This is a genomic window from Corynebacterium sp. 5QC2CO (assembly GCF_024580435.1).
GTDB lineage: Bacteria > Actinomycetota > Actinomycetes > Mycobacteriales > Mycobacteriaceae > Corynebacterium > Corynebacterium jeikeium_D.
In genome coordinates this window covers 81,213-106,313 of the sequence record NZ_JANIKI010000002.1, presented here as the reverse complement: position 1 = coordinate 106,313, position 25,101 = coordinate 81,213, and the positions used below count along the sequence as shown (strand labels likewise).

Below are 25,101 nucleotides of genomic sequence, written 5' to 3'. Positions count from 1 at the left end.
ATGTCTAACGAGTGACTTTTCGGAGATACACATGTTAGTTGCCGTCCAGATCTTTATCGTTCTAGCAGCGATTGTCCTTGGCGCGCGTCTTGGTTCAATCGCTATCGGATTCGCCGGTGGGCTGGGCGTTTTGGCGCTGGGCATCACCGGGGTTCCGGTCACCAAAGACGACATTCCGTTCGATGTCATCGGCATCATTATGTCGGTGATTGCGGCAATTGCCGCTATGCAGAAGGCCGGAGGCATGGACTATCTCGTCCACATTGCCGAACGGTTGCTGCGCAAAAATCCGCGACACATCACCTACTGGGCCCCGGTTGTCACCTACCTGATGACCCTGCTTGCCGGCACCGGCCACACCGCATTCTCCACCCTCCCAGTTATCGCCGAAGTCTCCAAGGAGGGAGGCGTTCGCCCGTCCCGCCCGCTGTCCGTGGCGGTCATCGCATCTCAGTTGGCGATTACGGCATCACCCATTTCAGCGGCTGTGGTGCTCATGGCTTCGCTCATGGAACCTCACGGCGTTGGTTATCTCACACTCCTGGCGATTGTCATTCCTTCGACGTTCCTCGCCATCCTTCCGACCGCCTTTGTCACGAATCACTTAGGCAAAGAGCTTGACGACGATCCGGAGTATCAAAGCCGCTTGGAAAAGGGGTTGGTCTCTAAGCCACGTGGCCAGATGAGCGAATACGTGCCAACCAAGTCGGCCAAGTGGTCCGTGGCGATTTTCCTACTCTCGATTCTCGCGGTGATGGTCTATGCGACCATCAGCACTGAACAGGTCGGCCTCATCGCTGACCCCACGCTCCCACGAAACGAGGCGATCATGTCAATCATGTTGACCGCCGCCACCGTTATCGTGCTGGCCTGCAAGCTGGATGCGGCAACCATTTTGAACACCCCGGTGTTCAAATCGGGCATGTCCGCCAGCGTCTGTGTTCTCGGTGTGGCGTGGCTGGGAACCACAATTATCAACCACTACATCGACGACATTAAGGCCGCGTCCGGCAGCCTACTGACCACGATGCCGTGGATGCTGGCAATCGTGCTCTTTTTCGCGGCCGCTTTGCTGTACTCGCAGGCTGCCACTGCAAAGGCCATCATGCCCGCTGCGCTCGCGGTGGGAGTTTCTCCCATCACTGCGATTGCTTCCTTCGCAGCAACTTCCGCGCTATTCGTACTGCCTACTTACCCGACGCTCCTTGCCGCGGTGGAGATGGACGACACCGGCACAACCCGAATTGGCAAATACGTGTTTAACCACTCGTTCATCATCCCAGGCACCTTATGTATTGCCCTGTCCGTCACGTTTGGTTTCGTCTTCGGCAGCGTGCTCTTGTAGTGGGGGCTACCTAAAATACCGCATAGAGAAACTGACTAGGTTTATGACAAAATCGAAGCGGTGAATTCCATTCACCTGACATAAACCTAGTCAGTAACTTTTACTGGCACCGTTACCGCCAACGGTGGCACCCCGCGAAAGCTAACATCGCCGCGAGAGCCACCGCCATCCGCAGTTTTTACTCAGTGCCGCCATCGCCGACGGCACCCGGCCAGCCGGGGTACTCCGGTGTGACCCCGCCATAGGCAGGGCACATCTCCTGGAAAGAACACCACCCGCAGAGCTTGGACTTCTTCGGTACAAAGTCACCGTTTTCGCCATCGCGCACGATCGCCGACCACAAGTCGGCAATCTCCGCTTGGAAGGCCTCTAATTCTGTCGCGTTGGGACTCAGCACCAGATCATCGGCAACCTTCAGGTACATCAACCGCAGCTGTTCCGGGATACGACCGGTGAGCCGCCACCACACCAGCGCGTAAAACCGCATCTGGAAGAGAGCCTCATCCTGGAAGCGAGGAGAAGGCTTCTTGCCCGTCTTGTAGTCGACAATCCGGACCTCACCAGTCGGGGCAATATCGACGCGGTCGATAAAACCACGAAGCGGCACCGACAACGGCACGGTCTGATCCGCATCCGGATCGATAACCAGCTGAACGAACTTTTCCATCTCGGCCGCATCGAAGCCCATGGGGTTTTCCATCATGAAATACCCCTTGAGCAGGCCGCGGCATTCGACCAGGAAGTCGTAGTAATCATCCTCCGGAACTAGCTCAATCAGTTCCTCGTCCTTTGCACGCATGTCCTCCCAGGTCGGCTTCAGACGCTTCACCGCCGCTGGGTAAGTGCGTTCTTCACGGGGCCAGGCATGCATCTGTTCGAGCACAGCATGTACCAACGTGCCCTTGACCTGCGCGACAGTCGACGGCTCCGGAATCTTGTCGATCGCACGGAACCGGTACTTCAACGGGCACTGGCGGTAATCATTAGCTCTCGACGGCGACAGCGCCAACTTAGAGCGGCGGGAAGGTTGAACTGCTGACTTAGAACTTTGGGCATTGTCGGGCATACTAGCCAGGTTAGAGTACCGCCCGGATTTGGCTGCACCCGACACAACCCGACCCAACCAAACCCGACACGACCACAACCAAACCCCAAAAAGGAGCCCACACACCTATGGCACTGAGCGGACCATTCCAGGTCGGCGACCGAGTCCAGCTGACTGACTCGAAGAATCGCCACTTCACCGTCATCCTCGAGGAGGGTGGCAAGTTCTTCACTCACCGTGGCACCATCCTCCACGACGACCTCATCGGTGCCAAGGAAGGCACCACCGTCACCTCCGGTGAAGGCACGGTCTACCTGGCCATGCGTCACTTGCTGGTCGATTACGTCCTGTCCATGCCGCGCGGTGCTGCGGTGATTTACCCGAAGGACACCGCACAGATCATCGTCGAGGGCGACATCTTCCCAGGTGCGCGCGTCCTGGAGGCCGGCGCTGGCTCCGGCGCGCTCAGCCTCAACCTGCTCCGCGCCATCGGCGCTGACGGGCAGCTTATTTCCTATGAGGTCCGTGAGGACCACATCGAGCACGCCGAACGCAACGTTGTCGACTTCATGGGTCACAAGCCCGACAACTGGGACCTGCGCCTGGGCGATCTCAACGAGGCCTCCGTCGAGTCGCTCGGCGGCCCGGTCGACCGAGTCATTCTGGACATGCTCGCTCCATGGGAATGCCTGGACACCGTTTCGAAGGTGCTTCAGCCTGGCGGCGTGCTCATGGTCTATGTCGCCACCGTTCCGCAGCTAATGAAGGTCATGGAGGGCATCCGCGCGCAGAAGTGCTTCACCGAACCACGCGCCTGGGAATCCCTGGTCCGCGACTGGAATGTTCAGGATCTCTCCGTCCGCCCGGCGCACCGTATGCAGGCGCATACCGCATTCCTGGTGTGGGCACGCAGGCTTGCCGACGGCACGGTGCCTCCGCGCCCACAGCGACGAAATCAAAAGAAGCTCTAGACCCGCCGCTTCGCGCTGGGAGGTGTAGCCGTCGTAAAGCGTGATGCGACACACGGTCTAAATCGACCAAGCGCCAACGGCATCTGGCCCTATGGGTAATCTGGGATACATGACAACGCCGTCTGACAAAATCCGTGATCTTGAGCAGAAGAACTACAACCTCGGCATTCGTAATAATCGCCTGGTTGAGCTGTTGCGGGACTCCCGTAACAAGCTTGAGCTACTGCGCCAAGACATGGAGGACATGCTGGAGCCGCCTAGCACGTACGGTATTTTCCTTAAGCCGGGGCCGGAGAAGGGCACCGCAGAGGTATTTACCGGAAATCGACGGATGCGCCTGCGGGTGCAGCCGGAGATTAATGAGCGGGCGCTTCGGCCGGGCGCGCAGGTGCGTCTGAATGAGGGCTCGATAATCGTGGAGGACTGCGGTTATCCGGAAAGCGGCGATATCGCCAATGTTCGTGAGGTGCTGCCGGATCGGGAGCGCATTTTGGCCTCGGATACTCACGGTGAGGAATTCGTGGTGTCTCTGGCGGGGGATTTGTCGCCGAAGCCGGGGGACTCGGTGATGATTGACCGCAAGTCGGGCTATGCGTTTGAGGTCATTCCGAAGTCCGAGGTGGAAAACCTGGTGCTGGAAGAGGTACCGGATGTCACCTACACGGATATCGGTGGTTTGGACAGTCAGATTGAGCAGATTCACGACGCCGTCGAGATGCCGTTCCTTCAGCCAGAACTGTTTGAGCAGTACAACCTGCGTCCACCGAAGGGTGTGCTGCTCTACGGGCCTCCCGGCAATGGTAAGACGCTGATCGCCAAGGCTGTGGCTAATTCGTTGGCGCACAAGATTGCGCTATCCCGGGGTAAGACCGAGGCGGAGGCGCAGCGGGCGCAATCGTACTTCTTGAATGTCAAGGGCCCGGAGCTGCTGAACAAGTTCGTGGGTGAGACGGAGCGTCAGATTCGCCTGATTTTTGACCGCGCTCGCGACATTGCCGAGGATGGCAAGCCGGTTATTGTCTTCTTCGATGAGATGGACTCGATTTTCCGCACTCGTGGTTCGGGTATCTCCTCGGATATGGAAAACACAGTGGTCCCGCAGCTGCTCAGCGAACTTGACGGTGTGGAAGGGCTGGAAAACGTCATCGTGATTGGTGCCACCAACCGCGAGGAGATGATTGACCCGGCAATTCTGCGCCCAGGACGCCTGGATGTGAAAATCCGCATTGAGCGCCCGAATGAGGCTGCGGCGAAGGATATCTTCCGCAAGTACTTGACCCCTGAGCTGCCGTATAACGCAGCCGAGGTGGAAGCGCGCGGTGGGGTGGAGCAGAATGTCGCACACCTCATTGACCAGGTGGTAGAGCGGATGTACGCCAAGACGGAAGAAAACGAGTACGTGCGGATCCGCTATGCAGATGGCACCAGCGAGGTTATGTACTACCGCGATTTCAACTCCGGCGCGATGATCTCCAACATCGTCGACCGCGCGAAGAAGTCCGCCATCAAGTCGGTTATCGCCGGCGGCGAGGCTGGTATTAGCTTGGATCACCTGCTGTCTGCAGTGGCGGAGGAGTTCGCGCAGAACGAGGATCTGCCGAACACCTCGAACCCGGATGAGTGGGCTCGCATCTCCGGTCGTCCAGCGGCGCGCGTTGCCTCTGTCGAGGTGATTCGTCATGGCTAATTCCGCCGCCGGTTCTGCACAGCCGAACCGCTTCTTCGGCACCGAAATTGAGTACGGCATTTCCAGCCCGGACAACCCGGATGTCAGCCCAATTCTCACCTCCACGCAGGCCGTGCTGGCTTTCGCGCACGAGCAGGAGGAGGGCCTGTCGGGACGCATCCGCTGGGATTACGCACCGGAGTCGCCACTGCGTGACAGCCGCGGGTTTGACCTGCGCCGCTACCACCAGCCGCCGATTGTTGACCCCAACGCCGTCGGCGCTGCAAACCTGCTGGTGCAAAATGGTGCTCGCTTCTACGTCGATCACGCGCACCCCGAGTACTCCTCACCGGAAACGGCAACTGCCCGCGAAGCGGTTATCGCCGACCGTGCAGGGGACAAGATTATGCTGCGCGCAGCTCAGCTTGCCGCCGAAGCCACCGATGCCGAGGGCAATCCAGGTCCGATGCTGAAGCTCTACCGCAACAACGTCGATGGCAAGGGCGCCTCGTATGGCGCCCACGAGAACTACCTTTTCTCCCGAGAAACAGAGTTCGATGACATCGTCGCCGGTCTGACGCCGTTTTTCGTCACCCGCCAGGTGTTCACGGGCGCTGGTCGCGTAGGTCTGGGGCAGACGGGGCAGGAGTCGGGTTTCCAGATTTCGCAGCGCGCGGACTACATCGAGACTGAGGTCTCGCTGGAGACTACTTTGAACCGCGGCATCATCAACACCCGCGATGAACCACACGCCGATTCCGATCGTTTCCGCCGCCTGCACGTCATCATCGGTGATGCCAACATGAGTGAGGTCGCCACCTTCCTCAAGCTGGGCACCACAGGTTTGGTCATTGACGCCATCGAGGACGGCGTGCGTTTCGACGACCTGCAGCTCCGCAACCCCGTCGAGGCGGTCCATATGGTCTCCCGAGACCTGACTTGCACCGAGAAGCTGCAACTGGCGGACCATGTCACTTGGATGTCCGCGGTTGAAATGCAGTACGAGTACCTGCGTCGCGTGGAGAGCTACGACCAGCAGGGCGACGTCGTCAAGCTCTGGCGTGAAGTGCTCGACGTGCTTTCCGACGACCCCCGCAAGGCAGCCCACCTGCTGGATTGGGTGGCGAAATACAACCTCATGGAGGGCTTGCGTACCCGCCTGGGCGCGGGCTGGGACCACCCGAAGTTGGCGTTGATTGATATTCAGTACTCGGATATTGATCCGGCCCGTGGGCTGTACCACGCGCTGGTGCGCCGCGGTTCGATGCGCACGCTCGTGACCGAGGAAGAAGTCGACCACGCGGTTGAATACGCACCGGAATCCACGCGTGCGTATGTGCGCGGTGGCATTCTGCGCCGCTTCGGCAAGGACGTCGTCGCGGGCAGTTGGACCAGCTTAGTGGTGGACACCGCGGGGGTGTATCGGAGCACTCGTGACGTGGAATCGCCTGGAATCACGCTGGCCTACATTACGCTGGATGAAGTTGACGGTTTCACTGCCGCAGAATGCGGTGACGTGTTGGAGTCTGCGGAAACAGTGGCCGAGGTGGTCGAGCATCTGCGTACGCTCGGGGCTATCCGCGAACAATAGGCACGCATAGTGCAGCAATAGGCAGTAATACTCAAAAGTTTTTCTTGAAGGAGAAAAATCATGGCTGGTAACACTCAGGTTTTCGGCGGCGGTTCCGGCGGAGGCGACGAGGAAGAGTTCGGCGAGGTCTCTGGCGGCGGTCAGGCTCAGGAGCACGTTGCAGCTGCTGACGACCTGCTGGACGAAATTGATGGTCTGCTGGAGAACAACGCCGAGGAGTTCGTGCGTTCGTATGTCCAGAAGGGTGGCCAGTAAAAAGTGACTGACCAGCAGGTAGGGCAGCAGGAACCGGAAGCAACGCCGACACCGGTACCGGCACAGGCGTTGACCCGACGCATCACCGGCATTGAGACCGAGTTCGGCATCACTCTGACGCTGGATGGCTCGCGCCGCCTGGGGCCGGATGAGATTGCCCGCTACATGTTCCGCCCGGTGATCGCCAAGTACGGGGCAACCAACATTTTCACCCCTAATGCTGGTCGTATGTACCTCGATGTCGGAAGCCACCCGGAGTACGCCACCGCTGAGTGCGATTCGGTCTCGCAGCTGGTCGCGTACGACCGCTCGGGCGAGGTCATCTTGAATGAACTCGCTGAAAAGGCTGAAGCAGAGCTTGCCGACGAGGGCATCGGTGGCAAGGTCTACCTGCTGAAAAATAACGTTGATACCGTCGGTAACTCCTACGGTTGTCACGAAAACTACCTGGTTGGACGTGAACTGGGACTGAAGTCCCTGTCCAAGCTGCTGCTACCTTTCTTGGTTACGCGACAGCTCATTTGTGGGGCGGGGAAGATTTTCCTGCCGTACCCAACCTCGCCGTATCACAACGATCCGATTCAGTACTGCTTCTCGCAGCGCGCGGATCATGTGTGGGAGGGTGTCTCCAGTGCAACGACGCGCTCCCGGCCGATTATTAACACTCGCGATGAGCCACACGCGGACTCCAACCGTTTCCGTCGCTTGCACGTCATCGTGGGCGACTCCAACATGAGTGAGACGACGACTGCGCTCAAGATTGGCTCCACTCAGCTGGTCCTGGAGATGATTGAGGCCGGCGTGAAGTTGCCGGACTTCGAGGTCGCCAACGAGATCAAGTCCATCCGTGCGGTGAGCCGAGATATGACGGGCAAAGCCGAGATTCCACTGCGCAGTGGTGAAACTGCCACCGCGCTGCAGATTCAGCGCGAGTTCCTGGACGCTGCGACGGAGTGGCTGAAGGTCCGCGAAGAAAACATGGTCAATGAGGACAAGGGCATTGCCGGTGCCGGCACGTCCAACGAGGAAATGGGCCGCATCGTCGAGCTGTGGGGTCGCGCGCTGGATGCCGTGGAAACCGGTGACTGGTCTCTCATTGAGCACGACATTGACTGGGCCATTAAGTACTCGCTCATGAAGCGCTACCTGGACCGTGGTCTAACACTGGAGGACCCCAAGCTTCATCAAATCGACTTGGCCTACCACGATATCCGCCCCGGCCGAGGCATCTTCCGCGCGCTGGAAGCCCGTGGTATTGCCTCCCGGTGGATTACCGATGAGCAGGTCGCTGAGGCAGTCCGCATCGCACCGCCAACTACTCGTGCGAAGCTGCGCGGCGATTTCCTCGTTGCCGCTGAAGACTCCAGCTTGAAGACCGTAGTGGACTGGACACACCTGAAGATCTCCGGCGACGATCCCATCTCCACCATGCTCGGCGACCCCTTTGCCACGGAAAACGATGAAGTCAATGAGATGATCGAGATTCTGACGGCCGCGAAGAAGACCTCGGATACGGATCCGGAAAACTAGTTCCGTCCCCGGAAACTGCCCCCAGGAAAAGGAGCCCCACAGACGTGTCTGTCCCACCGGTATCGGAAAGCCCCGGATCCGCTGCAATCAGTGAGAACCAACGTCAGGTTCAACTGCTGTTGGCGCTTGCCGACGACACCGGGTGGGTCAGCGAGTCGTGGATCTCCAAACATGTCGAGGGTTACTCCCGTGTTTCCGAGGATTCCCGGGCTCGTTATTTACGTGCGGACACCGCGGCGCTCCTGGCAGCCGGGGTCCCGGTGGAGGTTTCGTCGTCAAGCGCGGGCGATAAGGTCAAGCGCCTACGCCTGAACAGACTGCGGTGGCCCCAGCACGACCCCGAGTTCACTGAAGCGGAGGCTTCCGTGGTTTTCCAGGCGGCGAATGCGGCGTTTGGTTCGGAGGAGCTGAGCTCGACGGCTGTGGCGGCGTGGCGGAAGCTCGCATCGTTTGCGCAGCGCAGCGCCATTGCAAAGCCGGATGAGTCGGTGGTGGTGGCCGATGCGGTGGATATGAGTCGGGCGGATTTCAGCACGCTGCTGACCGCGATGACTTCGCCGCGGCGAACAGTGGAGATGTGGTACTCCCGACAGTACGGCGTGGATGATGAACTGCGCATGCTGGAGCCGTGGGGTCTGATCAACCTGCGCGGGCGCTTTTATGTGTTGGGCTTTGATCCGCAGCGTGAGGCGGCGCGTATGTTCCGGCTCAGCCGTATCCGCGATGTTTCGGATCCGGGGACGTCAGCGACACAGCCAATGCCCGATGGTGACTTGCAACAAATCGCGGAAGACATGTTGTACCGCGGTGGGAAGACGTATCAGGCGGTTGTTCGTATTGCGCCGAATACCTGCGCAGATGTGGTGATGAAAGCGACCCCGCTGGGGGTTGGGCGCTATGAGCTGCCAGCGGCACCTGTCAGTGAGATTGTGTCCACAGGTTTGAGTTACGCACCGGATTTGATTGTGGAATCGCCTGAAGAGGCACGGTCGGAAATTATTGCTCGGTTGCAGCAGGTACTCGCCCGCCATGGCGGAATCAATGGTACGAAGAACGCTTTGGAGGGCAACTAATGACCGTGCATGCAGCCCGGGAACTAGACGCGAACGTCAGCGTAGACGAGTTATTGGCGGTCGTACCGTATTTTTCGCAGCACCGTTCAATGACAGAGGCCGCTACCGAGCTGGCTATCCCTTTCGCCCGAATTCGGGCAATCGTCGAGCAGATTGCCGATATCGACCAGCCGGGACTCCTCGGAGTGCGGGCGTTTGAAGTTGATTACCGAAACAGCTTTGACGTCCGCATTCGCCCTCAGGCAACGGTGCTCAGCCAGCCACGTGCGCTCACAGCCGAAGAGACCGCGACCTTGCTGCTCATCCTGGAAACCATCGAGGACTCCGCAGCCACCGCTTCCTCCGAGGCCGCGCAGACGGCCGCAACGAAACTGCGCAGCGCTCTGGGGACGAACGTTCCCATCATTGACTCGACCGCCGCGGAGGATGGCAAGGCCTTTTCCTTTTCAGAGCAGATTTATGCCGCGCTGCATCAGCGCAAGGTGTTAAAGGTGCGCTACCGAAATGCCTCAGGGCAGGTTACAGTCCGTGAGCTTGACTGTGTCAACGTTTATACAGTTGAGTCCACGACGTATCTCCGCGCTGTCGACCGAGCGCAGGAAGACAACCGTCAGAAGAGCTTTCGCGTCGACCGCCTGGAGGCCGCCGAGGTCCTCGACACTCCCGCCGGTTTCCACCGCCCAGAGCCTGTCGATATCCGTGATCCCCACGCCTTTGGTGCGGAAACAGGAACGTCCGAATGGGCGAGTGTGCTTATCGACGCCGATGCCACCTGGATCGCAGACTATGAACCGGTCTTTTTCACCGAAGATGAGGGGGAAGAAGAGGATACCGAACTGGTCTCTGACCAAGGCTTAGGGCAGTCGGAGTTTACTGCTGACGTGCCGATGTCCGACTTGGCCGCAACAGTCTCCTTTGTGCTCCGCCGTTCACCGAGCGTACAAGTCACTGAGCCCTTAAAATTGAAAAACGCCGTTGTTGCGCGAGCCTGCGAAGCTTTGGCAGAGTATGGTCGAAACGACAAGGCTTAAGTCAAAGCTTTAATCGCGCACGATGTGGCAACTTGCCACTTGTATTTGTATTCATTTGAAAGGTCTCTAAGCGGATGCCGAACCTAGGTCCCTGGGAAATCATCATTATCCTGGTCGTTCTTGTCTTGCTCTTTGGTGCAAAGAAGTTGCCGGATGCCGCACGTTCGCTCGGCCGCTCCATGCGTATTTTCAAGTCCGAAGTCAAGGAAATGCGCAACGATGACGAGCAGCAGGAGCAGGCTGCAATTCAGCAGGCTCCGCAGGCCCAGCCGCAGCAGCCGTACCAGCCGCAGCAGCAGTACCAGCAGCCGGCTCCGCAGGCTCAGCCGCAGCAGCAGTACCAGCAGCCTTACCAGCCCCAGCCTGGCCAGAACAACCCTGGCCAGCCGCAACAGTAGTAGAAGGCCGGTTGAAGCGTGACTTCAGCTACATCCACATCACGTCCTCGGAAGCGCCAGCGTAAGCGCAATCCCGAGGGCGTGATGACTATTGTCGAGCACATTCAAGAGCTCCGACGCCGCCTTGTTCTCGCCCTCGCTGGTATTGCCGTTGGCACTGTTGTGGGCTTTATCTGGTATCAGACCGCCTTTACCATTGGCCAGTTCCGCATACCGTTTACCTCGACCGAAGTCGGTCCTCTGCACTTTAAGTCCTTGGGTGAGTTGCTCAAGGATCCGTACTGTCAGCTTCCACCCGAGATGCGACTCGGCGGCGGCGAAGGTGCGGAGTGTCGTCTGCTGGCGACCAGCCCGTTTGAAATGTTCATGCTGCGACTAAAGGTCGGCGCTCTAGCTGGCCTGGTGATGTCGTCGCCATGGTGGCTCTACCAGATTTGGGCCTACATCACTCCCGGCTTGGTGCGCAGAGAACGCCGCACCACGCGCCGAGTAGTTACTGCAGCAGCACTGCTGTTTGTCATGGGCTCCGTCCTGGCGTACTTCGTTGTCGCCATCGGCCTGGAGTTCTTGCTCCAGATTGGTGAAGAAACGCAAATTTCTGCACTCACCGGTTCGCAATACTTCGGTTTCCTCTTGGCGCTCATCGTCTGCTTTGGCGTGAGCTTTGAGGTTCCGCTTTTCCTGGTCATGTTGAACATGGCCGGTGTCGTTACCTACGAGAGCATCAAGGACAAACGCAGCATCATCATCATGTCGCTGTTCATCTTTGCAGCCTTCATGACTCCGGGCCAGGAACCAATATCTATGGTCGCAATGGCGACGGCACTGACATTGCTGGTGGAAATCGCAATCCAGATTTGTCGTCTCAATGACCGTCGTAAAGCAAATGAGCGACCGGAATGGTTGGACATCGATGACGAGCAAGGCTCCGGACCGATTACGGCTTCTGGCCCGATTGGCTCCGCCGGCGGTATCGGTGATGTGGGCGGCATTGACACCCCGACTTCAGTAAGTGCGCCGACGTCGATTCAGCCGGGCGGCATGCCGACGGCATCAGCGGCCCCGACGACCTCGCCGGTCTCTGGCCCGACGCCAGTGAACGCGCCGACGCCGACGCGGACATCCCAGATGCGCCCGACTCGCAATTCGCGTCCACCGCGGCCACAAGGCGTGATTCCGGAGACTCCAACGCCGACGCAGGACTTGCGAAATCGTCCGACGAGCGACTTTGATGATGTTCTCTAGCGCGGTTTATGACACTCTAGAGGCATGACTCTTCTCGGCGATTTCGTCAGCCAACAGGATTTCGATCTTGATGACTTTCAGCTCCGCGCCTGCCAATCAATTGAGGCAGGGCGGGGCGTTGTCGTCTGTGCACCCACCGGTGCGGGCAAGACTATTGTTGGCGAATTCGCTATTTATGCAGCTCTTGAGCGTGATGGAAAGTGCTTTTACACCACACCCATTAAGGCGTTGAGCAACCAGAAGTACCACGACCTAGTCGAGGACTACGGCGAGGAACGCGTGGGCCTGCTCACGGGCGACACTTCAATCAACGGCGATGCGGACATCGTGGTGATGACCACCGAGGTGCTGCGCAATATGATTTACGCGAATTCGCCGACGCTGAAGAAGCTCACGCATGTGGTGATGGATGAGATTCACTACCTCGCTGACCGAGAGCGCGGCGCTGTGTGGGAAGAGGTTATTTTGAACCTCGACCAGTCCGTGGCCGTCATCGGTTTGTCCGCGACGGTGTCCAACTCCGAGGAGTTCGGTCGCTGGCTCTCCACGGTGCGCGGGCACACGGACGTCATTGTTACGGATTTGCGCCCGGTTCCGCTACATCAGCACATGCTGGTGGGAAACCGGCTCTATCCGCTTTTCGAAGCGAAGTCGGACAAGGTCAATCAGGACCTGTTGGAGGCGTGCCGTCGCGCCGAGTTCGGCTACGGGGACGCTGGAGCCAGGGAGCGCTACCAGTACAAAAAGCACAAGGGCGGTGGGCGCTCGTACAGCTGGGGCGATAAGGGGCAGCGCAAGTTCCGCCCGCCGAAGCGCGGCGATGTTATCCGTATGCTCGGCTCCATGAACATGCTGCCCGCGATCGTTTTCATCTTCTCCCGCGCGGGCTGCGAAGGAGCGCTGGCGCAGGTCGGCGCTACGCGCGCAGAACTCACTGACCGGGATGAGCAGGAGCGCATCGCCAAGATTATCGATGACGGTGTGGCTCACATTCCAAAGGAAGACCTGCAGGTTCTCGGTTTCCTGCGCTGGCGCCGCATTCTCATCCGTGGTTTTGCGGCGCACCATGCGGGCATGCTGCCTGCGTTCCGGCACATTGTGGAAGAGCTCTTTAACGAAGGCCTGGTCAAGGTTGTCTTCGCCACCGAGACGCTCGCACTGGGCATCAACATGCCTGCCCGCACGGTTGTGTTGGAGAAGCTGGTCAAGTTCAACGGCGAAGCACACGTGGACCTCACTCCGGGTCAGTACACGCAGATGACTGGTCGCGCTGGCCGTCGCGGTATCGACACTGTCGGCAATGCCGTGGTGCAGTGGGCTCCGGCAATGGATCCAAAGGCTGTCGCAGGACTGGCATCCACACGCACGTATCCGCTGATTTCCACCTTCGCGCCGAGCTACAACATGAGCGTCAACCTCCTGCAGACACTCGGTTACGAAGGCTCGAAGCGCGTCATGGAGCGCTCATTCGCCCAGTTCCAGGCGGATGGCGACATTGTCGGAGTCGCCGCCGAACTGTCCAAGGCCAAGCAGGAAGCCGCGGCCCTGCGTGCGGAATTGCTCGGCAGGGGAGCCGACGCGCACGCTGAAGGGGCGGAGGCTGAAGCGTCGTCGTCAAGCGGGGAGGGCAGTTCGCGTGACGACGAGCGCCTGACCCAGATGCTCGAATACCTGGATCTGCGCGCGAAGCTGACCCAGGAGGAGAAGAACGCCAAGCGTCGCAATATTGAAGACCGCCACACAGAAACAGTGACCGCGCTGCGCAGACTCCGCAGGGGCGAGGTTATTCCGCTGCCGAAGGGTAAGAAGGTGCAGTTGGCGGTTGTGTACCGAGAGGACCATTCGAAGTCGAATCCACGTCCCGGTGTCATCAGTGTCGGCGGGTTCGTGGGGCGTGTGGAGCCGCATATCTTCCCAGCGGCACCTCAGACGGTCGGCGCGATTAAGCTGCCGCGGGATGCGGATCGGCATCCGCGACGTGCGCTCGGTATTGTGCGTGCAGAGATCGGCCGCAAGGGGCTGAAGGGACCAAAGAGGCTGAAGCGTCGCAGCGGCGGCAACTCGCCGGCGGTGAGGAAGTTGCGCCAGGAGCTGCGCGAGCATCCGCTGCATGGCGATCCTGCGGTGGAGACGATGGCTCGTCACGCCGATACGCTGCGGCAGGCCGAGGCGCATGTGACCAATCTGCAAAAGCGCGTCGATTCCGCCTCGGATACGTTGGCGCGCACATTCGACCGCATGCTGCAGTTGCTAACACAGATGGACTACGTGGAATGGCCGGAGGGCGCGGAGCCCACGATTACCGAGGAAGGTCTGCGGCTGGCGCAGATTCACAACGGCTCGGATCTGCTGGTGGCCACGTGTCTGCGCCGCGGTATTTGGGATGACCTAGACCCCGCGGAACTGGCCGGTGCGGTGTCGAGCTTGGTCTTTGAAAACCGCAAGGCCAGCCAGGGCAGTGACGAGGTGCCGACCGAGCCGCTGGCCAAGGCGCTGGGGAACACCTACCGCATCTGGGAGGAGCTGTCGGAGGATGAGCGCCGCTACCGGCTGCCGGTAACGGACTTGCCGGATATGGCTTTTGCTACGGCGATTCATCAGTGGACTGCGGGCGCACCGCTGGGGTACTGCCTACAGGCAGCGGCCGAAAGCGGCGCGGAGCTGACCCCGGGCGACTTTGTCCGCTGGTGCCGTCAGGTCATTGATCTGTTGCAGCAGATTAAGAAGACCGGCTACTCCACGGACATTCGCGACAAGTCCGCCGAGGCTATTCAGGCAATTCGCAGGGGAGTAGTGGCGCTGAATAATTAGTTGCCGGTTAAGTTGGTCCGCCGAAGCCTCGCCGCCCCGGGGCCACTCAACCGGCGACGGGCACAGGCCGACGGGTACAGTTGGCAACTATGAGCAACGGTATCTTTAGCTTTGACATCTATCAGCAGCGTCTGGATCGCACCGCGGAGTTGCTCCGCACCCGCGATGCGGACGCTGCAGTCTTTGGAACCGGCGCTGACCTGCAGTATCTCATTGGATCTGCGGTCACTTCGCATGAACGCCTCACCGCGCTGGTAGTCACCGCATCCGGCACTACCACACTGGTACTGCCCGCCGTGGAGCGCGGGGATCTGCCGCTGTGCGCAATCGGTGACCTCAACGCCGATGTGGTGTTGTGGGAAGACGGCCAGAATCCGCACCGCATAGTCGCCGACTTGGTGGGCCACGTGGGCACCCTCGCAGTGGGAGCCTCTTTGACCGCTGACCACTTGATTCCCATTCAGGATCTCACCGGAGCCAAGACTGTGTTGGCCGGAGACCTTCTGAAGGAACTGTTTATGCGCAAGGACGCCGCTGAGATTGATCAGCTGCGGGAGGCCGGCGCCGCTATTGACCGCGTCCACGCTCGTGTGCCGGACATGCTGCGCGCAGGTCGCACTGAGCGCGAGGTCGCCGATGAGATCTCGGCTGCCATCCTGGAGGAGGGGCACGTCGCCATTGACTTCGTCATTGTCGGCTCCGCTGAGAATGGCGCGAATCCGCACCACGATTTCTCCGACCGCGTCATCGAGGAAGGCGACGTGGTGGTCGTCGATATCGGAGGCACCTTGCCGCTTGGCTACCACTCCGATTGCACGCGCACCTATGTCGTCGGCAAGCCGGGGGAGAAGGAAGCTGCAGCGTGGGCGGCTCTGCGCAAGGCGCAGGAAGCTGCCGTGGCGGCGGTGCGCCCCGGTGTGACGGCTGCAGAGATCGATGCGATTGCGCGTAATAGCCTCACCGCTGCGGGATACGGCGAGTACTTCATCCACCGCACTGGTCATGGCATTGGCCTGTCCACGCATGAAGAGCCGTTTATTATGGCTGGCAATGAGCTCAAGCTCGAGCCTGGCATGGCGTTTTCGGTGGAGCCGGGCGTATACCTGCCGGGTGAGTTCGGTATGCGCCTGGAAGACATCATCATTGTCACCGAAGACGGCGGAGAATCAGTCAATAAAGGCCCCCACGATTTAATTACCGTCTAATCGAGGTTTAGAGGAAAGGTATTTTCTAGCGCATGGGACACGTACTCGTTCTTGGTGCCACCAGCGAGATCGGCGGGGAAGTTGCCGCGCGACTGGCCAACCACAACACCTTCACGCTCGCTGCGCGCCGCACTGAGGCGCTCGACGGCGTTGCCGGTCGGCTCATCGACTCCGGTGCCGTCGCGGTGCACCGCATCCACTTTGATGCCGATGACATCGCCGCACACCGCCAGTTCGTTGAGCATGCCTGGCAGCACGGTCCCATCGACACGGTGATTGTCGCGTTCGGCATCCTCGGTGATCAGCGGAAGTGTGAGGAGTCCGGCGAGGCTGCTGCGGCAGTCATTCATACCGACTTCACGGCACAGGCGTCGATTCTCACGGAGATTGTCGCGCGCATGGAGTCCGACATCGCCGCCGGCACGCTGCCTGTGCGCGATAAGGTCGCGGGCCGCATCATGGCCTTTTCCTCTATCGCAGGTGCCCGAGTGCGCCGCGCCAACTACGTCTACGGTTCGGCGAAGGCCGGTCTCGACGGTTTCCTCCAGGGCATGCAGGACCGCCTGCACGGCAGCCATATTCAGCTGACGATTGTCCGCCCGGGCTTCGTCATCGGCCGCATGACCGAAGGCATGAAGCCGGCACCGATGTCATCGCGCCCCGCCGAGGTCGCGGAGGCCGCCGTCACCGCTTTCGACGGCCGGAAGCCCCATGTCTGGGTGCCGCGCAAATTGGCATTGCTCGCCCGCGCCACACATCTGACTCCGCGCTGGATTTGGCGGAAGATGCCCCGATGAGCCAGAAGCTTCGCGTCGTCGGCATCGGCTGCGACGGGTACGTTGGTCTATCCGCGCGCGCTGTCGATGCGTTGTCGTCGGCTCGCCGCATCATTGGCTCTCCCCGTCAGCTCCATTTGCTTGCCGACGTCAACCTGGACGCCGAACTCTCTCCTTGGCCAGGTGGCTTCTGGAAGGACTGGCAGGCCACCCTGGCAGATATTGACCCCGCACGCGATGTCATCCTCGCCAGTGGGGATCCCATGTTCCACGGTGTAGGGGCGTCCCTGGTTCGGGAGCTCGGCCGTGGCGCCGTAGAGGTTATTCCAGCGCCATCGTCAGCCTCATTGGCCTGCGCCTACCTCGGCTGGCCCTTGCATGACACTCCGGTGATTTCGCTGGTGACAGGGGAGCCGGGGCTACCTGGAGCCGCGCGTGTCGTACCGGTAGCGGATGCACTACGGCCATTCCTGGTGCTGTGCCGAAACGCGGACTCAGTGAAGGAGGTCGCTACGGTCTTGGCCGGCCGCCCAGACACCAAACTCACCGCGCTGACTAATCTCGGCGGCACGGAAGCTACGGGGCTGCTGGAGTCCGTTGCCGAAGGCACGGTGGCGAACCCACCGGTTCCAGCTGGCAACCTCACGGTGCTGGCGGTGGAGCCGTCGGGAGGCGTGCGCGGCTGGCTGCGCGACGGTGACTTTGACTCGGACGGCCAGCTGACGAAGGCGCCGATTCGCCAAATGACCGTCGCTGCGTTGGATCCGCGGCCGGGAGCTCTGCTGTGGGATGTCGGCGGTGGTACAGGATCGATTGGCATTGAGTGGGCTCGTCACGGCGGACGTGCGGAAATTTTTGAGCGCGATGCTGTTCGTGCAGAGCGAATTGCTAAGAATGTGGCGGCGCTATCGGGCAATGTGACCGTCCACCACGGAGCGGCACCAGCGGTGTTGGCAGGCTCGAATCTTCGGCCCGATGCCATTTTCATCGGCGGAGGTCTCACTGCTGACGGAATGATTGAAACCTGTTGGCAACTCCTTGCCCCGGGTGGCACCATCGTCGCGAACACCGTGACGCTGGAGTCGGAGGCTTTGCTGTGGCAGGCGCGTCGCGACTATGGCGGGGATGTCACCCGGCTTTCCGTGGAGCGCGCAGGTGCAGTCGGCAGTTTCACTGCGTGGCGCCCTGCGTTGCCGGTAGTGCAGTGGGTGGCGGAGAAGCCAGTAGCGCCTGCGCTACCATAGACGTAATTTCTCTGTCTAGAAAATATTGAGGACTCTGTAACTCACAATGACTGTGTATTTCATCGGTGCAGGCCCGGGGGCAGCAGATTTGCTGACGCTGCGCGCGGACCGGCTTATTCGCTCCTGCCCAGTGTGCCTTTACGCGGGATCGATTGTCCCGCCTGAGGTGCTGGAAAACTGTCCCGAAGGCGCAGAGATTATCAATACCGCGCGTATGCCGCTGGATACCATCATCGAGACCATTCAGGCGGCTCATGCGGCGGGCAAGGATGTCGCACGCCTACAGTCCGGTGACCCGTCGGTGTGGTCGGCACTGGCAGAGCAGGTTCGTCGTCTCAGCGAGCTCAGCATTGACTATGAAATCGTTCCGGGTGTGCCGGCATTTTCCGCGGCGGCGGCCGCTCTCGGCCACGAGCTCACGGTGCCAACTGTTGGCCAGTCGGTGGTGCTGACTCGTATCTCCGGGCGCGCTTCCAAGATGCCGGAGGGCGAAACCTTGGAGAACTTCGGTCGCACGGGCGCGACTCTGTGCATTCACTTGGCCGCCCACGATATTGACCGTGTGGTTGAGGAGCTCACCCAGCATTATGGTGAGCAAGGTCCGGTGGCAGTCGTGGCTTTCGCATCCCGCCCGGAACAGGTTATTCTCCGCGGCACGCTGTCTGATATTGCGCAGCAGGTCAAGGATGCAGGTGTGACTCGTACGGCTGTCATCATTGTCGGCAAGGTACTCACGGCCGCGGCGTTCCCGGATAGCTTCCTCTACAGCGATGATCGCCCACGCGATGAACACGGACGGACCATCCCATGCGTGCACTAATTCTGGGTGGAACTGCTGAAGCCCGCGCCCTGGCCAAGCGCCTAGTGGGCGAGGGCTGGTTTGTCACCTCTTCACTGGCCGGTCGCGTTTCAAACCCCAAGCTGCCCGTCGGCAATGTCCGTATCGGCGGTTTTGGCGGTCCCGCAGGACTGACTCGGTGGCTAATCTCCGATGCCACTGAAGTCATCATCGATGCCACGCATCCGTATGCAGAGCAGATCAGCGAATCTGCTGCTGAAGCTGCCCGAGCCACCGGTATTCCGCTCGTTGCGCTGCATCGCCCTGCGTGGGAGAAGCAGCCCGGCGACAACTGGATCGAGGTGTCCTCCATGCAGGAGGCCGCGGACGTTGTTGCCGACCGCTTCTACAGCCCGTTTCTCACCATTGGCCGTCAGCAGCTTGCTCCATTTGCCGATGACTCCAACGGCCGTTACCTCATTCGCTGCGTAGAGCAGCCCGCGCCACCCCTGCCGAAGAATCGGAAGATTATTCTCAGCCGTGGCCCCTATGATGTCGCCGCGGAGCGCAAACTTATGCGGGATTACGCCGTGGATTGCGTAGTGACCAAGAACTCCGGTGGTGCTGCTACTTACGCCAAAATTGAGGCAGCCCGCGATCTGAAGAAACCGGTCGTTATCGTGCAGCGCCCGCAGCTGCCCGGCGCGGATATCGCCATCGTCGCCACAACGGTGGATGAGGCGTACAACGCCGTCATCCGCCGGGCGTAGCGGCTAGGGCAGCAACTCGCCAGTTCCGCTGGTGCCGCCCTCACCGTAGTGACGTGCAGTGTAGACCCGAGTGGTCTTGCCGGCACGGTACGCCTTCGTCGACGACGAACCGATAATCACCATGGTTCGCATATCGACGACATCCGGATCGAACTCCGCCAACGTGGTCACGGTAACGTTTTCCTGCTCCGAGCCGACTGCTCGCGCCACAATCACAGGCGTTGTTGGTTCGCGGTACTCCATGGCCAATGCGCGTAGCTCTCGAATCTGCCATCTCCGCGATTTGGACGCCGGGTTGTAGACAGCAAACGCCATGTCTGCTCCGGCTACGGCACGCACTCGCTTAACGACGACCTCCCAGGGCTTCAACCTGTCGGAGAGACTGAGCATCGCGAAGTCATGGCCAAGGGGAGCACCCACTCGACTTGCGACAGCCTGAGCTGCAGTCATGCCCGGCACGACTCGTACGGGAATGTCTCGCCACATATCGTCGTCAGCGACTTCCAGCACTGCCGCCGCCATAGCGAAAACCCCCGGGTCCCCGGAGCTGACCACCGCGACCCGGCCACCGCGCTTGGCGATATCCAGTGCCATCGTGGCTCGCTCTGCCTCTACACGGTTGTCGGAGAGATGGCGGCGCTGCCCGGCGCGCTCGGGGACCCGGTTGATGTAGGTGGAGTAGCCAACCAGATCCGTGGCCCGGGCCAGCTCCTCAGTGACTTCTGGAGTGGTCCAGCGTTCAGCACCTGGGCCCAGGCCGACAACGACGACTTCACCAACAGTGGAGGAAGCCTGATTGGTCGTTGCATCGGTTACGGAGTCGTCGGTAGCTGCCGGCGTGACTTCTGGCTTTGACTGCCCAACTGTCCCAGAAACACTCCGTTCAGTTCCGTAGACAGCGGAAGGCACGACGGCTACTGCGAAGTACGGAACTTTCTCCGGGTCTGCATCGGCCAGCGGGTAGCTGGTGTGCTCATTCATGGTTGCTCGCTCGACAACGTAAGCGCGCTCAAGCATGCCTGCGGAGTGCAACGCTGTACGAACCTTCTCAACGTTCTTCCCAAGCTTCATAATGACTACACAGTCTGAGGCGTCAAGAACCGCAGCGATGCGCTCGGAATCGGCGGTAGCGGGAACAACGCTGACGATTTCGGTAGCCTCGCCAAGCGGCTGACCAATCTCTGCTGCCGCCGCAGTAATGCTGGCCACTCCAGGGACAATCTCAGTGGGGAAGTCCTCGCTGAGAGCGTGGTGCAGATGCTGATACGAGCTATAGAGCATCGGGTCACCGAGCGAAAGCACTGCAACACTTCGTCCCTCGGCCAAGTGCTTGTGGAGGCGAGCAGTGGCTTCTGCATAGAAACCGGCGAGTTGCTCGCGGTAGTCGGCTGGGCGCCCGGTGGTCACCGGGTATTGCAATTGCTCTTCCACGGCAGCGTCGTCACGCGCGTCAATCAGTTCGGCGGCGATTGAACGCGCCGTGGAACGGCCGTGAGTTCCGGCATGGTAGGCGATGACATCAGCTGTTCGGATGATGTCGGCACCGCGGAGTGTAATGAGACCTGCGTCGCCGGGGCCGAGTCCGACGCCGTAGAGATGACCAGGCTGAGCGCTGTAGGAGCCGGACATGGTTTAGATGATCTCCTTTGCGGTGGCGATGGCATTGAGGGCAGCACAGGTGATAGCCGAGCCACCGCGACGGCCGGTGACGGTGATGTACTTCAGCTCCGGGTTTTCGGCACCGGAGTCGATAGTGGCCTGCTTGGATTCCGCGGCACCGACGAAGCCGACCGGCATGGCCAAAATGGCAGCGGGCATGGGGAAGGAGCCTTCATTGATGCGGTTGAGCAGGTGGAAGAGGGCTGTGGGAGCGTTGCCGATGGCGACGACCGCGCCCTCTAGGCGTGGCTTCCACAGCTCGACGGCGGCAGCAGTGCGCGTGGTGCCGAGTTTTTGAGCCAGTTCGGGGACGCGCTCATCGCGCAGCAGGCAGATGACCTCGTTGTCAGCAGGTAGGCGCTTGCGGGTAATCCCCGAGGCGATCATGTTGACATCGGTGAAGATAGGAGCGCCTTCCTCGAGAGCCTGGCGAGCTGCGCGCACGGCTCCCGGGGAAAAGACGATGTCCTTAGCCAGGTCGGTCTGACCTGCTGCGTGAATCATTCGGACAGCGACGGTTTCCTCATCGGCGTCAAAGCGGGAAAGGTCGCTTTCTTCGCGAATGATGGCAAATGAGTTGCGGTAAATATCCGCACCGTCGGTGTTGTACTCAAAGCGCTTCATAGGCTTAAAGCCTAGTCCACAGCAGTGACTTCGTATTCTCCGTCCCCGGTGGCGAGATAGTCGAAGTAACCGCCCTTGGGCTTGCCGCAGCGGCGCTCACAACCGGAGAAGTGCACGCGCCCCTCGGGCAGTCGGCCATCGGCAATTGCGTGAGAGGCATCGCCGCGGGTGTCAGCCAGAGACTTTTTGCAGCCGGGGCGACCAGTGCAGGCGCTGACGCGCAACCAGGTGGACTTTCGGTCGAAGATCAGGCCATTGGGCGCCAATACCTTGACGACCTGCTCCGCAACTTCCTCTTCCAAATCGTGCAGAATCAGCGAGTACCACGGTGTGATGTGCACAGGAACTTGCGTATGCGAAATCGCACGGGCCAGACGCGCCGGGAGGACGCCAAACCGCAGGCCAGCGGCCAGGCTAACCAGGCCATCCGGCTGGTCAATCCAACCGATCTGGCGGGACAGCCCGGCGGTGGCATCGAAGCTCTCAGCCGGGTTCGGCTCCTGGCGACGAACTCGCGCTCCCAATTCCTCGACTACGCCATTAGCAACGCGCTCGGCCGCATTGGCTTCGGCGATGCGCCAGGCCGAACCACGGCCGTCATTCCACACCTTCGCTGTGGTGATGAGGGCCTCCACGACGTCGTCACGCGAGATGATAAGCCCGGAGGTCGCGCCACCAATGATGAGTTCGAACGTGCTCTCATCGTGAGCGACAACGCCGAAGTCGGGGCGCTCACCGAGGACATCACCGCGGCCATCGTCGAAAGCCATGAGCGTGCGACCAGGCAGTGTTGCCAGTGACGGCTCCGCGATGAGAGCCTTGTCGAACTCTTGAACCAGGTCGCGCACATCAGCTTTACCGCCGACGCGACCGGACAGCGGCGACTGAAGAACGTTGCGCACGCGGTCGTGGCTGGTGGAGGGAACCAGCTTCTCTTCTTCTGCGGCATCGGCGAATGCGCCGGTGTTGGTGATGCCACGAATCTGAACATTGCCGCGGGAAGTGAAGTGAATATCACCGTCGCCGAAATTCTCGGCCAAATCGGCGAGTACGGCGAAGCCCGGCGCGGGGAGAAAGCCTCCGGGGAAGCGCAGACGACCAATTGCGCCATCAGCTGCGATATGAACCTTGCGGCTGCCGGGGCAACCGTCTTGACGAGTGCGGGTTCCTTGATCAGATGCAGTCATACTCTCAAGAATACGCAAACACGCACAGAGCTGAGCCCCCGAAAACAGGGGCACATTATCCGCCCCCTTTTCAGCCCAACGAAACCATTCTGAAGTGGAGTTTTGATACCCCTCCGCAAAAAATATACAAATTCTTCACTGAAAATCCACCGATTTACCTTTTTAAAACCTTATTGTTTTCATAACCTAACTTCCCGCGAGTTAAGGGAAGTCTTCATTGGGTTTTCAATCTGGGGTTATTCAGGAGATTTCATGCCACATCACGACGCTGAAGCACTCACGCACGAGGCTCACGACACCGTCGGCACTTGCCGTGCCCTGTCACAGACGCGCTCTGCTTCACGACGACACCGTCGCACAATCCGAACGGGAATCGGGGTAGCGCTAGCGGGTCTTATGACCATCGGCCTGGCTGCACCTGCAAACGCACAGCCACTGAACATCCCGGGCCTATCGGATAGTGGGCCGGCGGATAAGGTGTCGTCGTCAAGCACAAACCGCGAACTGCCTGGTTTCGGCCATGTACCGAACCTGAATATGGAGAGGCTACTCGGCATCGAGAAAGACGATGAGGAGTCTGACAGCGAGGGTGCAGGCAGGCAGCTAACCCCGGAACAGGCACGTGTGGCCGCAGCCTCTCCGCTGAATTCTCTGCCGCTGACCCCGTCGCGCACAGCAAATGCCGGCACGCTGGTCAGCAGCGAGGATGCCGAGATGATGGTGAACGACAAGCTGTGGAATGTGGATGCCAAGCGTATTCACTACAACTCCACGGATTCCCTCGGCAATCCCAGCGTAGACACGGCCCTTGTGGTGACGCCGAAGACGGAGTGGAAGGGCAGTGGCCCGCGTCCGGTCGTGGCAATCGCGCCGGGCACGCAGGGTGGCGCGGAAAAGTGCGACCCATCGATCTCCTCGCAGACCGGCTTGAAGATTGAGTTCGGCCCGTTGGACATTATTGCTCCATACGAGACGATTCCGATGGTCGCGAACTTGAAGCGAGGCGCAACTGTGGTGATGATTGACCACCACCGCAATGACCAGGGTAACCAGGACTATGTCGACAACATTGCCTCGGCACAGTCGCTGTTTGATGCCGTGTCTGCCTCACACGAGCTCGGCGTGGACAAGAAGGCGCCCATGGGAATTTATGGCTACTCCCAGGGTGGCTCTGCAGCCGCTGCAGCCGCTGAGCGTGCAAGTGTCTACGCTCCGGAGCTCAACGTCGCCGCATCTGCCGCCGGCGGCCCGCCGTCCGATCTAGCAAACGTCCTCGACCAGATTGATGGCACTACGCTGACCGCCGCGATTGCACTGGCAATCAATTCTGTCCTGGATAAGGATCCGGAGCTGCGCCGAGTCCTCAAGGAAGAAATCAGCCCCGAAGGCAAAGAACTGCTGGACAATGTGGGCAACTACTGTGCGGGTGGATTGGGTTTCCATCACTCGTTTGAAACCACTGACCAGTACACGACTAGCGGTGAGTCGCTCAGCGAGATGATTAAGCGCTACGAGCCGGTGCAGAAGGAACTCGCACGCCAGCGCGTCGGCAACTTCGTCCCCAATGCGCCGGTGTACCTCTTCTCGGGTGAGCATGATGACATCATCCCCATCAACCAGGTTCGCAAGCTGCGCGATGCCTGGCTGAATCTCGGCTTCACCGACCTGGAGTACGTCGAAAACACGACTTCACCGGTGCTACCGAAGACGGGCATTAACCATATCGTTCCGATGCTCGCGGAACTGACTAATGCCACGGACTTCCTCTGGTCCCACTTCCCAGATCAGCCGGCGGAGCAGTCGCTGGAACTCTAGCAATAGACGCTGCAGTAGAGTGATGGAGAAATCCACTGCCATGCCGCTGACGAGAAGCTCGGTGAAAATCCGCACGGTCGCG

The 25,101-nt window shown here is 60.2% G+C and carries 21 protein-coding genes; 17 read left to right on the top strand and 4 right to left on the bottom strand.

The genetic code is table 11. The features are described 5' to 3' along the window. The first annotated feature begins 31 nt into the window (after positions 1 to 31). Positions 32 to 1,345, top strand: a complete 1,314-nt coding sequence (locus tag NQ014_RS02445) for an anaerobic C4-dicarboxylate transporter (RefSeq protein WP_257073535.1) — start codon at positions 32 to 34, stop codon at positions 1,343 to 1,345. Between the two features lie 178 nt (positions 1,346 to 1,523). Here the strand turns inward: NQ014_RS02445 and NQ014_RS02440 are convergent, their stop codons facing one another. Continuing rightward, positions 1,524 to 2,411: a RecB family exonuclease gene (locus NQ014_RS02440; protein WP_049170646.1), complete on the bottom strand. Its 888-nt coding sequence runs from the start codon at positions 2,409 to 2,411 to the stop codon at positions 1,524 to 1,526. 107 nt (positions 2,412 to 2,518) lie between these two features. Here NQ014_RS02440 and NQ014_RS02435 point away from each other — a divergent pair, with 107 nt between their 5' ends. The 15 genes from NQ014_RS02435 to NQ014_RS02365 all read left to right on the top strand — a co-directional run bounded on the left by NQ014_RS02435 (position 2,519) and on the right by NQ014_RS02365 (position 19,734). Further along, entirely contained in the window at positions 2,519 to 3,361 is an 843-nt protein-coding gene (locus tag NQ014_RS02435; protein ID WP_257073532.1) for a tRNA (adenine-N1)-methyltransferase, read from the top strand. Positions 3,362 to 3,470: 109 nt separating this feature from the next. Further along, positions 3,471 to 5,048 (top strand): proteasome ATPase, encoded by a 1,578-nt coding sequence (gene arc, locus NQ014_RS02430; RefSeq protein ID WP_246819667.1) that lies wholly within the window; start codon positions 3,471 to 3,473, stop codon positions 5,046 to 5,048. Beyond that, positions 5,041 to 6,618 carry a depupylase/deamidase Dop gene (dop, locus tag NQ014_RS02425; protein ID WP_257073527.1) on the top strand — a complete coding sequence of 526 codons (1,578 nt, stop codon included), beginning with the start codon at positions 5,041 to 5,043 and terminating at the stop codon, positions 6,616 to 6,618. The genes arc and dop overlap by 8 nt, the downstream gene beginning before the upstream one ends. A 60-nt stretch (positions 6,619 to 6,678) precedes the next feature. Next, positions 6,679 to 6,873 (top strand): ubiquitin-like protein Pup, encoded by a 195-nt coding sequence (locus tag NQ014_RS02420; protein ID WP_070831931.1) that lies wholly within the window; start codon positions 6,679 to 6,681, stop codon positions 6,871 to 6,873. A 69-nt stretch (positions 6,874 to 6,942) separates the two neighbouring features. After that, entirely contained in the window at positions 6,943 to 8,403 is a 1,461-nt protein-coding gene (gene pafA, locus NQ014_RS02415; RefSeq protein ID WP_257073770.1) for a Pup--protein ligase, read from the top strand. Between the two features lie 44 nt (positions 8,404 to 8,447). Continuing rightward, entirely contained in the window at positions 8,448 to 9,476 is a 1,029-nt protein-coding gene (locus NQ014_RS10955) for a WYL domain-containing protein (protein WP_257073525.1), read from the top strand. After that, on the top strand, positions 9,476 to 10,507 hold the full coding sequence (locus NQ014_RS02405) for a YafY family protein (RefSeq protein ID WP_257073522.1): 1,032 nt from the start codon (positions 9,476 to 9,478) through the stop codon (positions 10,505 to 10,507). The genes NQ014_RS10955 and NQ014_RS02405 overlap by 1 nt, the downstream gene beginning before the upstream one ends. Before the next feature lie 74 nt (positions 10,508 to 10,581). Next, entirely contained in the window at positions 10,582 to 10,905 is a 324-nt protein-coding gene (gene tatA, locus NQ014_RS02400; protein WP_005510726.1) for a Sec-independent protein translocase subunit TatA, read from the top strand. An 18-nt stretch (positions 10,906 to 10,923) separates the two neighbouring features. Then, entirely contained in the window at positions 10,924 to 12,150 is a 1,227-nt protein-coding gene (tatC, locus tag NQ014_RS02395) for a twin-arginine translocase subunit TatC (RefSeq protein WP_257073518.1), read from the top strand. Between the two features lie 24 nt (positions 12,151 to 12,174). Continuing rightward, positions 12,175 to 14,961, top strand: a complete 2,787-nt coding sequence (locus NQ014_RS02390; RefSeq protein ID WP_257073516.1) for an RNA helicase — start codon at positions 12,175 to 12,177, stop codon at positions 14,959 to 14,961. Positions 14,962 to 15,050: 89 nt separating this feature from the next. After that, positions 15,051 to 16,166 carry a Xaa-Pro peptidase family protein gene (locus NQ014_RS02385; protein WP_257073515.1) on the top strand — a complete coding sequence of 372 codons (1,116 nt, stop codon included), beginning with the start codon at positions 15,051 to 15,053 and terminating at the stop codon, positions 16,164 to 16,166. Positions 16,167 to 16,198: 32 nt separating this feature from the next. After that, positions 16,199 to 16,963, top strand: coding sequence for an SDR family NAD(P)-dependent oxidoreductase (locus NQ014_RS02380; protein WP_257073513.1), 765 nt, complete (start codon positions 16,199 to 16,201; stop codon positions 16,961 to 16,963). Continuing rightward, a complete protein-coding gene (cbiE, locus tag NQ014_RS02375; RefSeq protein WP_257073511.1) occupies positions 16,960 to 18,186 on the top strand; it encodes a precorrin-6y C5,15-methyltransferase (decarboxylating) subunit CbiE in 1,227 nt (408 codons plus the stop codon). Before NQ014_RS02380 ends, cbiE begins: the two co-directional genes overlap by 4 nt. Before the next feature lie 46 nt (positions 18,187 to 18,232). Next, on the top strand, positions 18,233 to 19,006 hold the full coding sequence (gene cobM, locus NQ014_RS02370) for a precorrin-4 C(11)-methyltransferase (RefSeq protein ID WP_257073509.1): 774 nt from the start codon (positions 18,233 to 18,235) through the stop codon (positions 19,004 to 19,006). After that, on the top strand, positions 18,994 to 19,734 hold the full coding sequence (locus NQ014_RS02365) for a cobalt-precorrin-6A reductase (protein ID WP_257073508.1): 741 nt from the start codon (positions 18,994 to 18,996) through the stop codon (positions 19,732 to 19,734). The genes cobM and NQ014_RS02365 overlap by 13 nt, the downstream gene beginning before the upstream one ends. Before the next feature lie 3 nt (positions 19,735 to 19,737). On the opposite strand, the gene cobJ is transcribed toward NQ014_RS02365, so the two are convergent. The 3 genes from cobJ to cobG are packed head-to-tail and all read right to left on the bottom strand — an operon-like array spanning position 19,738 to position 23,204. Next, positions 19,738 to 21,363, bottom strand: a complete 1,626-nt coding sequence (gene cobJ / locus NQ014_RS02360) for a precorrin-3B C(17)-methyltransferase (protein ID WP_257073506.1) — start codon at positions 21,361 to 21,363, stop codon at positions 19,738 to 19,740. Between the two features lie 3 nt (positions 21,364 to 21,366). Further along, complete coding sequence (locus tag NQ014_RS02355; RefSeq protein WP_257073504.1) at positions 21,367 to 22,017, bottom strand: precorrin-8X methylmutase; 651 nt, start codon at positions 22,015 to 22,017, stop codon at positions 21,367 to 21,369. A gap of 11 nt (positions 22,018 to 22,028) precedes the next feature. Beyond that, the gene (cobG, locus tag NQ014_RS02350; RefSeq protein ID WP_257073502.1) at positions 22,029 to 23,204 is read right to left on the bottom strand and encodes a precorrin-3B synthase; all 1,176 of its coding nucleotides are present in this window, start codon (positions 23,202 to 23,204) and stop codon (positions 22,029 to 22,031) included. A 252-nt stretch (positions 23,205 to 23,456) separates the two neighbouring features. Between cobG and NQ014_RS02345 the strand changes: the two genes are divergently transcribed. Continuing rightward, entirely contained in the window at positions 23,457 to 25,019 is a 1,563-nt protein-coding gene (locus NQ014_RS02345; protein WP_257073500.1) for a lipase family protein, read from the top strand. Positions 25,020 to 25,101: the final 82 nt, after the last annotated feature.

Bases quoted from the DNA above. Each gene is read 5' to 3' on its own strand.
- NQ014_RS02420 (WP_070831931.1), top strand. From the start codon at position 6,679: ATGGCTGGTAACACTCAGGTTTTCGGCGGCGGTTCCGGCGGAGGCGAC.
- NQ014_RS02390 (WP_257073516.1), top strand. From the start codon at position 12,175: ATGACTCTTCTCGGCGATTTCGTCAGCCAACAGGATTTCGATCTTGAT.
- NQ014_RS02440 (WP_049170646.1), bottom strand. From the start codon at position 2,411: ATGCCCGACAATGCCCAAAGTTCTAAGTCAGCAGTTCAACCTTCCCGC.
- NQ014_RS02355 (WP_257073504.1), bottom strand. From the start codon at position 22,017: ATGAAGCGCTTTGAGTACAACACCGACGGTGCGGATATTTACCGCAAC.
- cbiE (WP_257073511.1), top strand. From the start codon at position 16,960: ATGAGCCAGAAGCTTCGCGTCGTCGGCATCGGCTGCGACGGGTACGTT.
- NQ014_RS02385 (WP_257073515.1), top strand. From the start codon at position 15,051: ATGAGCAACGGTATCTTTAGCTTTGACATCTATCAGCAGCGTCTGGAT.
- cobG (WP_257073502.1), bottom strand. From the start codon at position 23,204: ATGACTGCATCTGATCAAGGAACCCGCACTCGTCAAGACGGTTGCCCC.
- NQ014_RS02445 (WP_257073535.1), top strand. From the start codon at position 32: ATGTTAGTTGCCGTCCAGATCTTTATCGTTCTAGCAGCGATTGTCCTT.
- NQ014_RS02405 (WP_257073522.1), top strand. From the start codon at position 9,476: ATGACCGTGCATGCAGCCCGGGAACTAGACGCGAACGTCAGCGTAGAC.
- NQ014_RS02435 (WP_257073532.1), top strand. From the start codon at position 2,519: ATGGCACTGAGCGGACCATTCCAGGTCGGCGACCGAGTCCAGCTGACT.
- NQ014_RS02345 (WP_257073500.1), top strand. From the start codon at position 23,457: ATGCCACATCACGACGCTGAAGCACTCACGCACGAGGCTCACGACACC.
- tatA (WP_005510726.1), top strand. From the start codon at position 10,582: ATGCCGAACCTAGGTCCCTGGGAAATCATCATTATCCTGGTCGTTCTT.
- NQ014_RS02380 (WP_257073513.1), top strand. From the start codon at position 16,199: ATGGGACACGTACTCGTTCTTGGTGCCACCAGCGAGATCGGCGGGGAA.
- NQ014_RS02365 (WP_257073508.1), top strand. From the start codon at position 18,994: ATGCGTGCACTAATTCTGGGTGGAACTGCTGAAGCCCGCGCCCTGGCC.
- dop (WP_257073527.1), top strand. From the start codon at position 5,041: ATGGCTAATTCCGCCGCCGGTTCTGCACAGCCGAACCGCTTCTTCGGC.
- cobJ (WP_257073506.1), bottom strand. From the start codon at position 21,363: ATGTCCGGCTCCTACAGCGCTCAGCCTGGTCATCTCTACGGCGTCGGA.
- cobM (WP_257073509.1), top strand. From the start codon at position 18,233: ATGACTGTGTATTTCATCGGTGCAGGCCCGGGGGCAGCAGATTTGCTG.
- arc (WP_246819667.1), top strand. From the start codon at position 3,471: ATGACAACGCCGTCTGACAAAATCCGTGATCTTGAGCAGAAGAACTAC.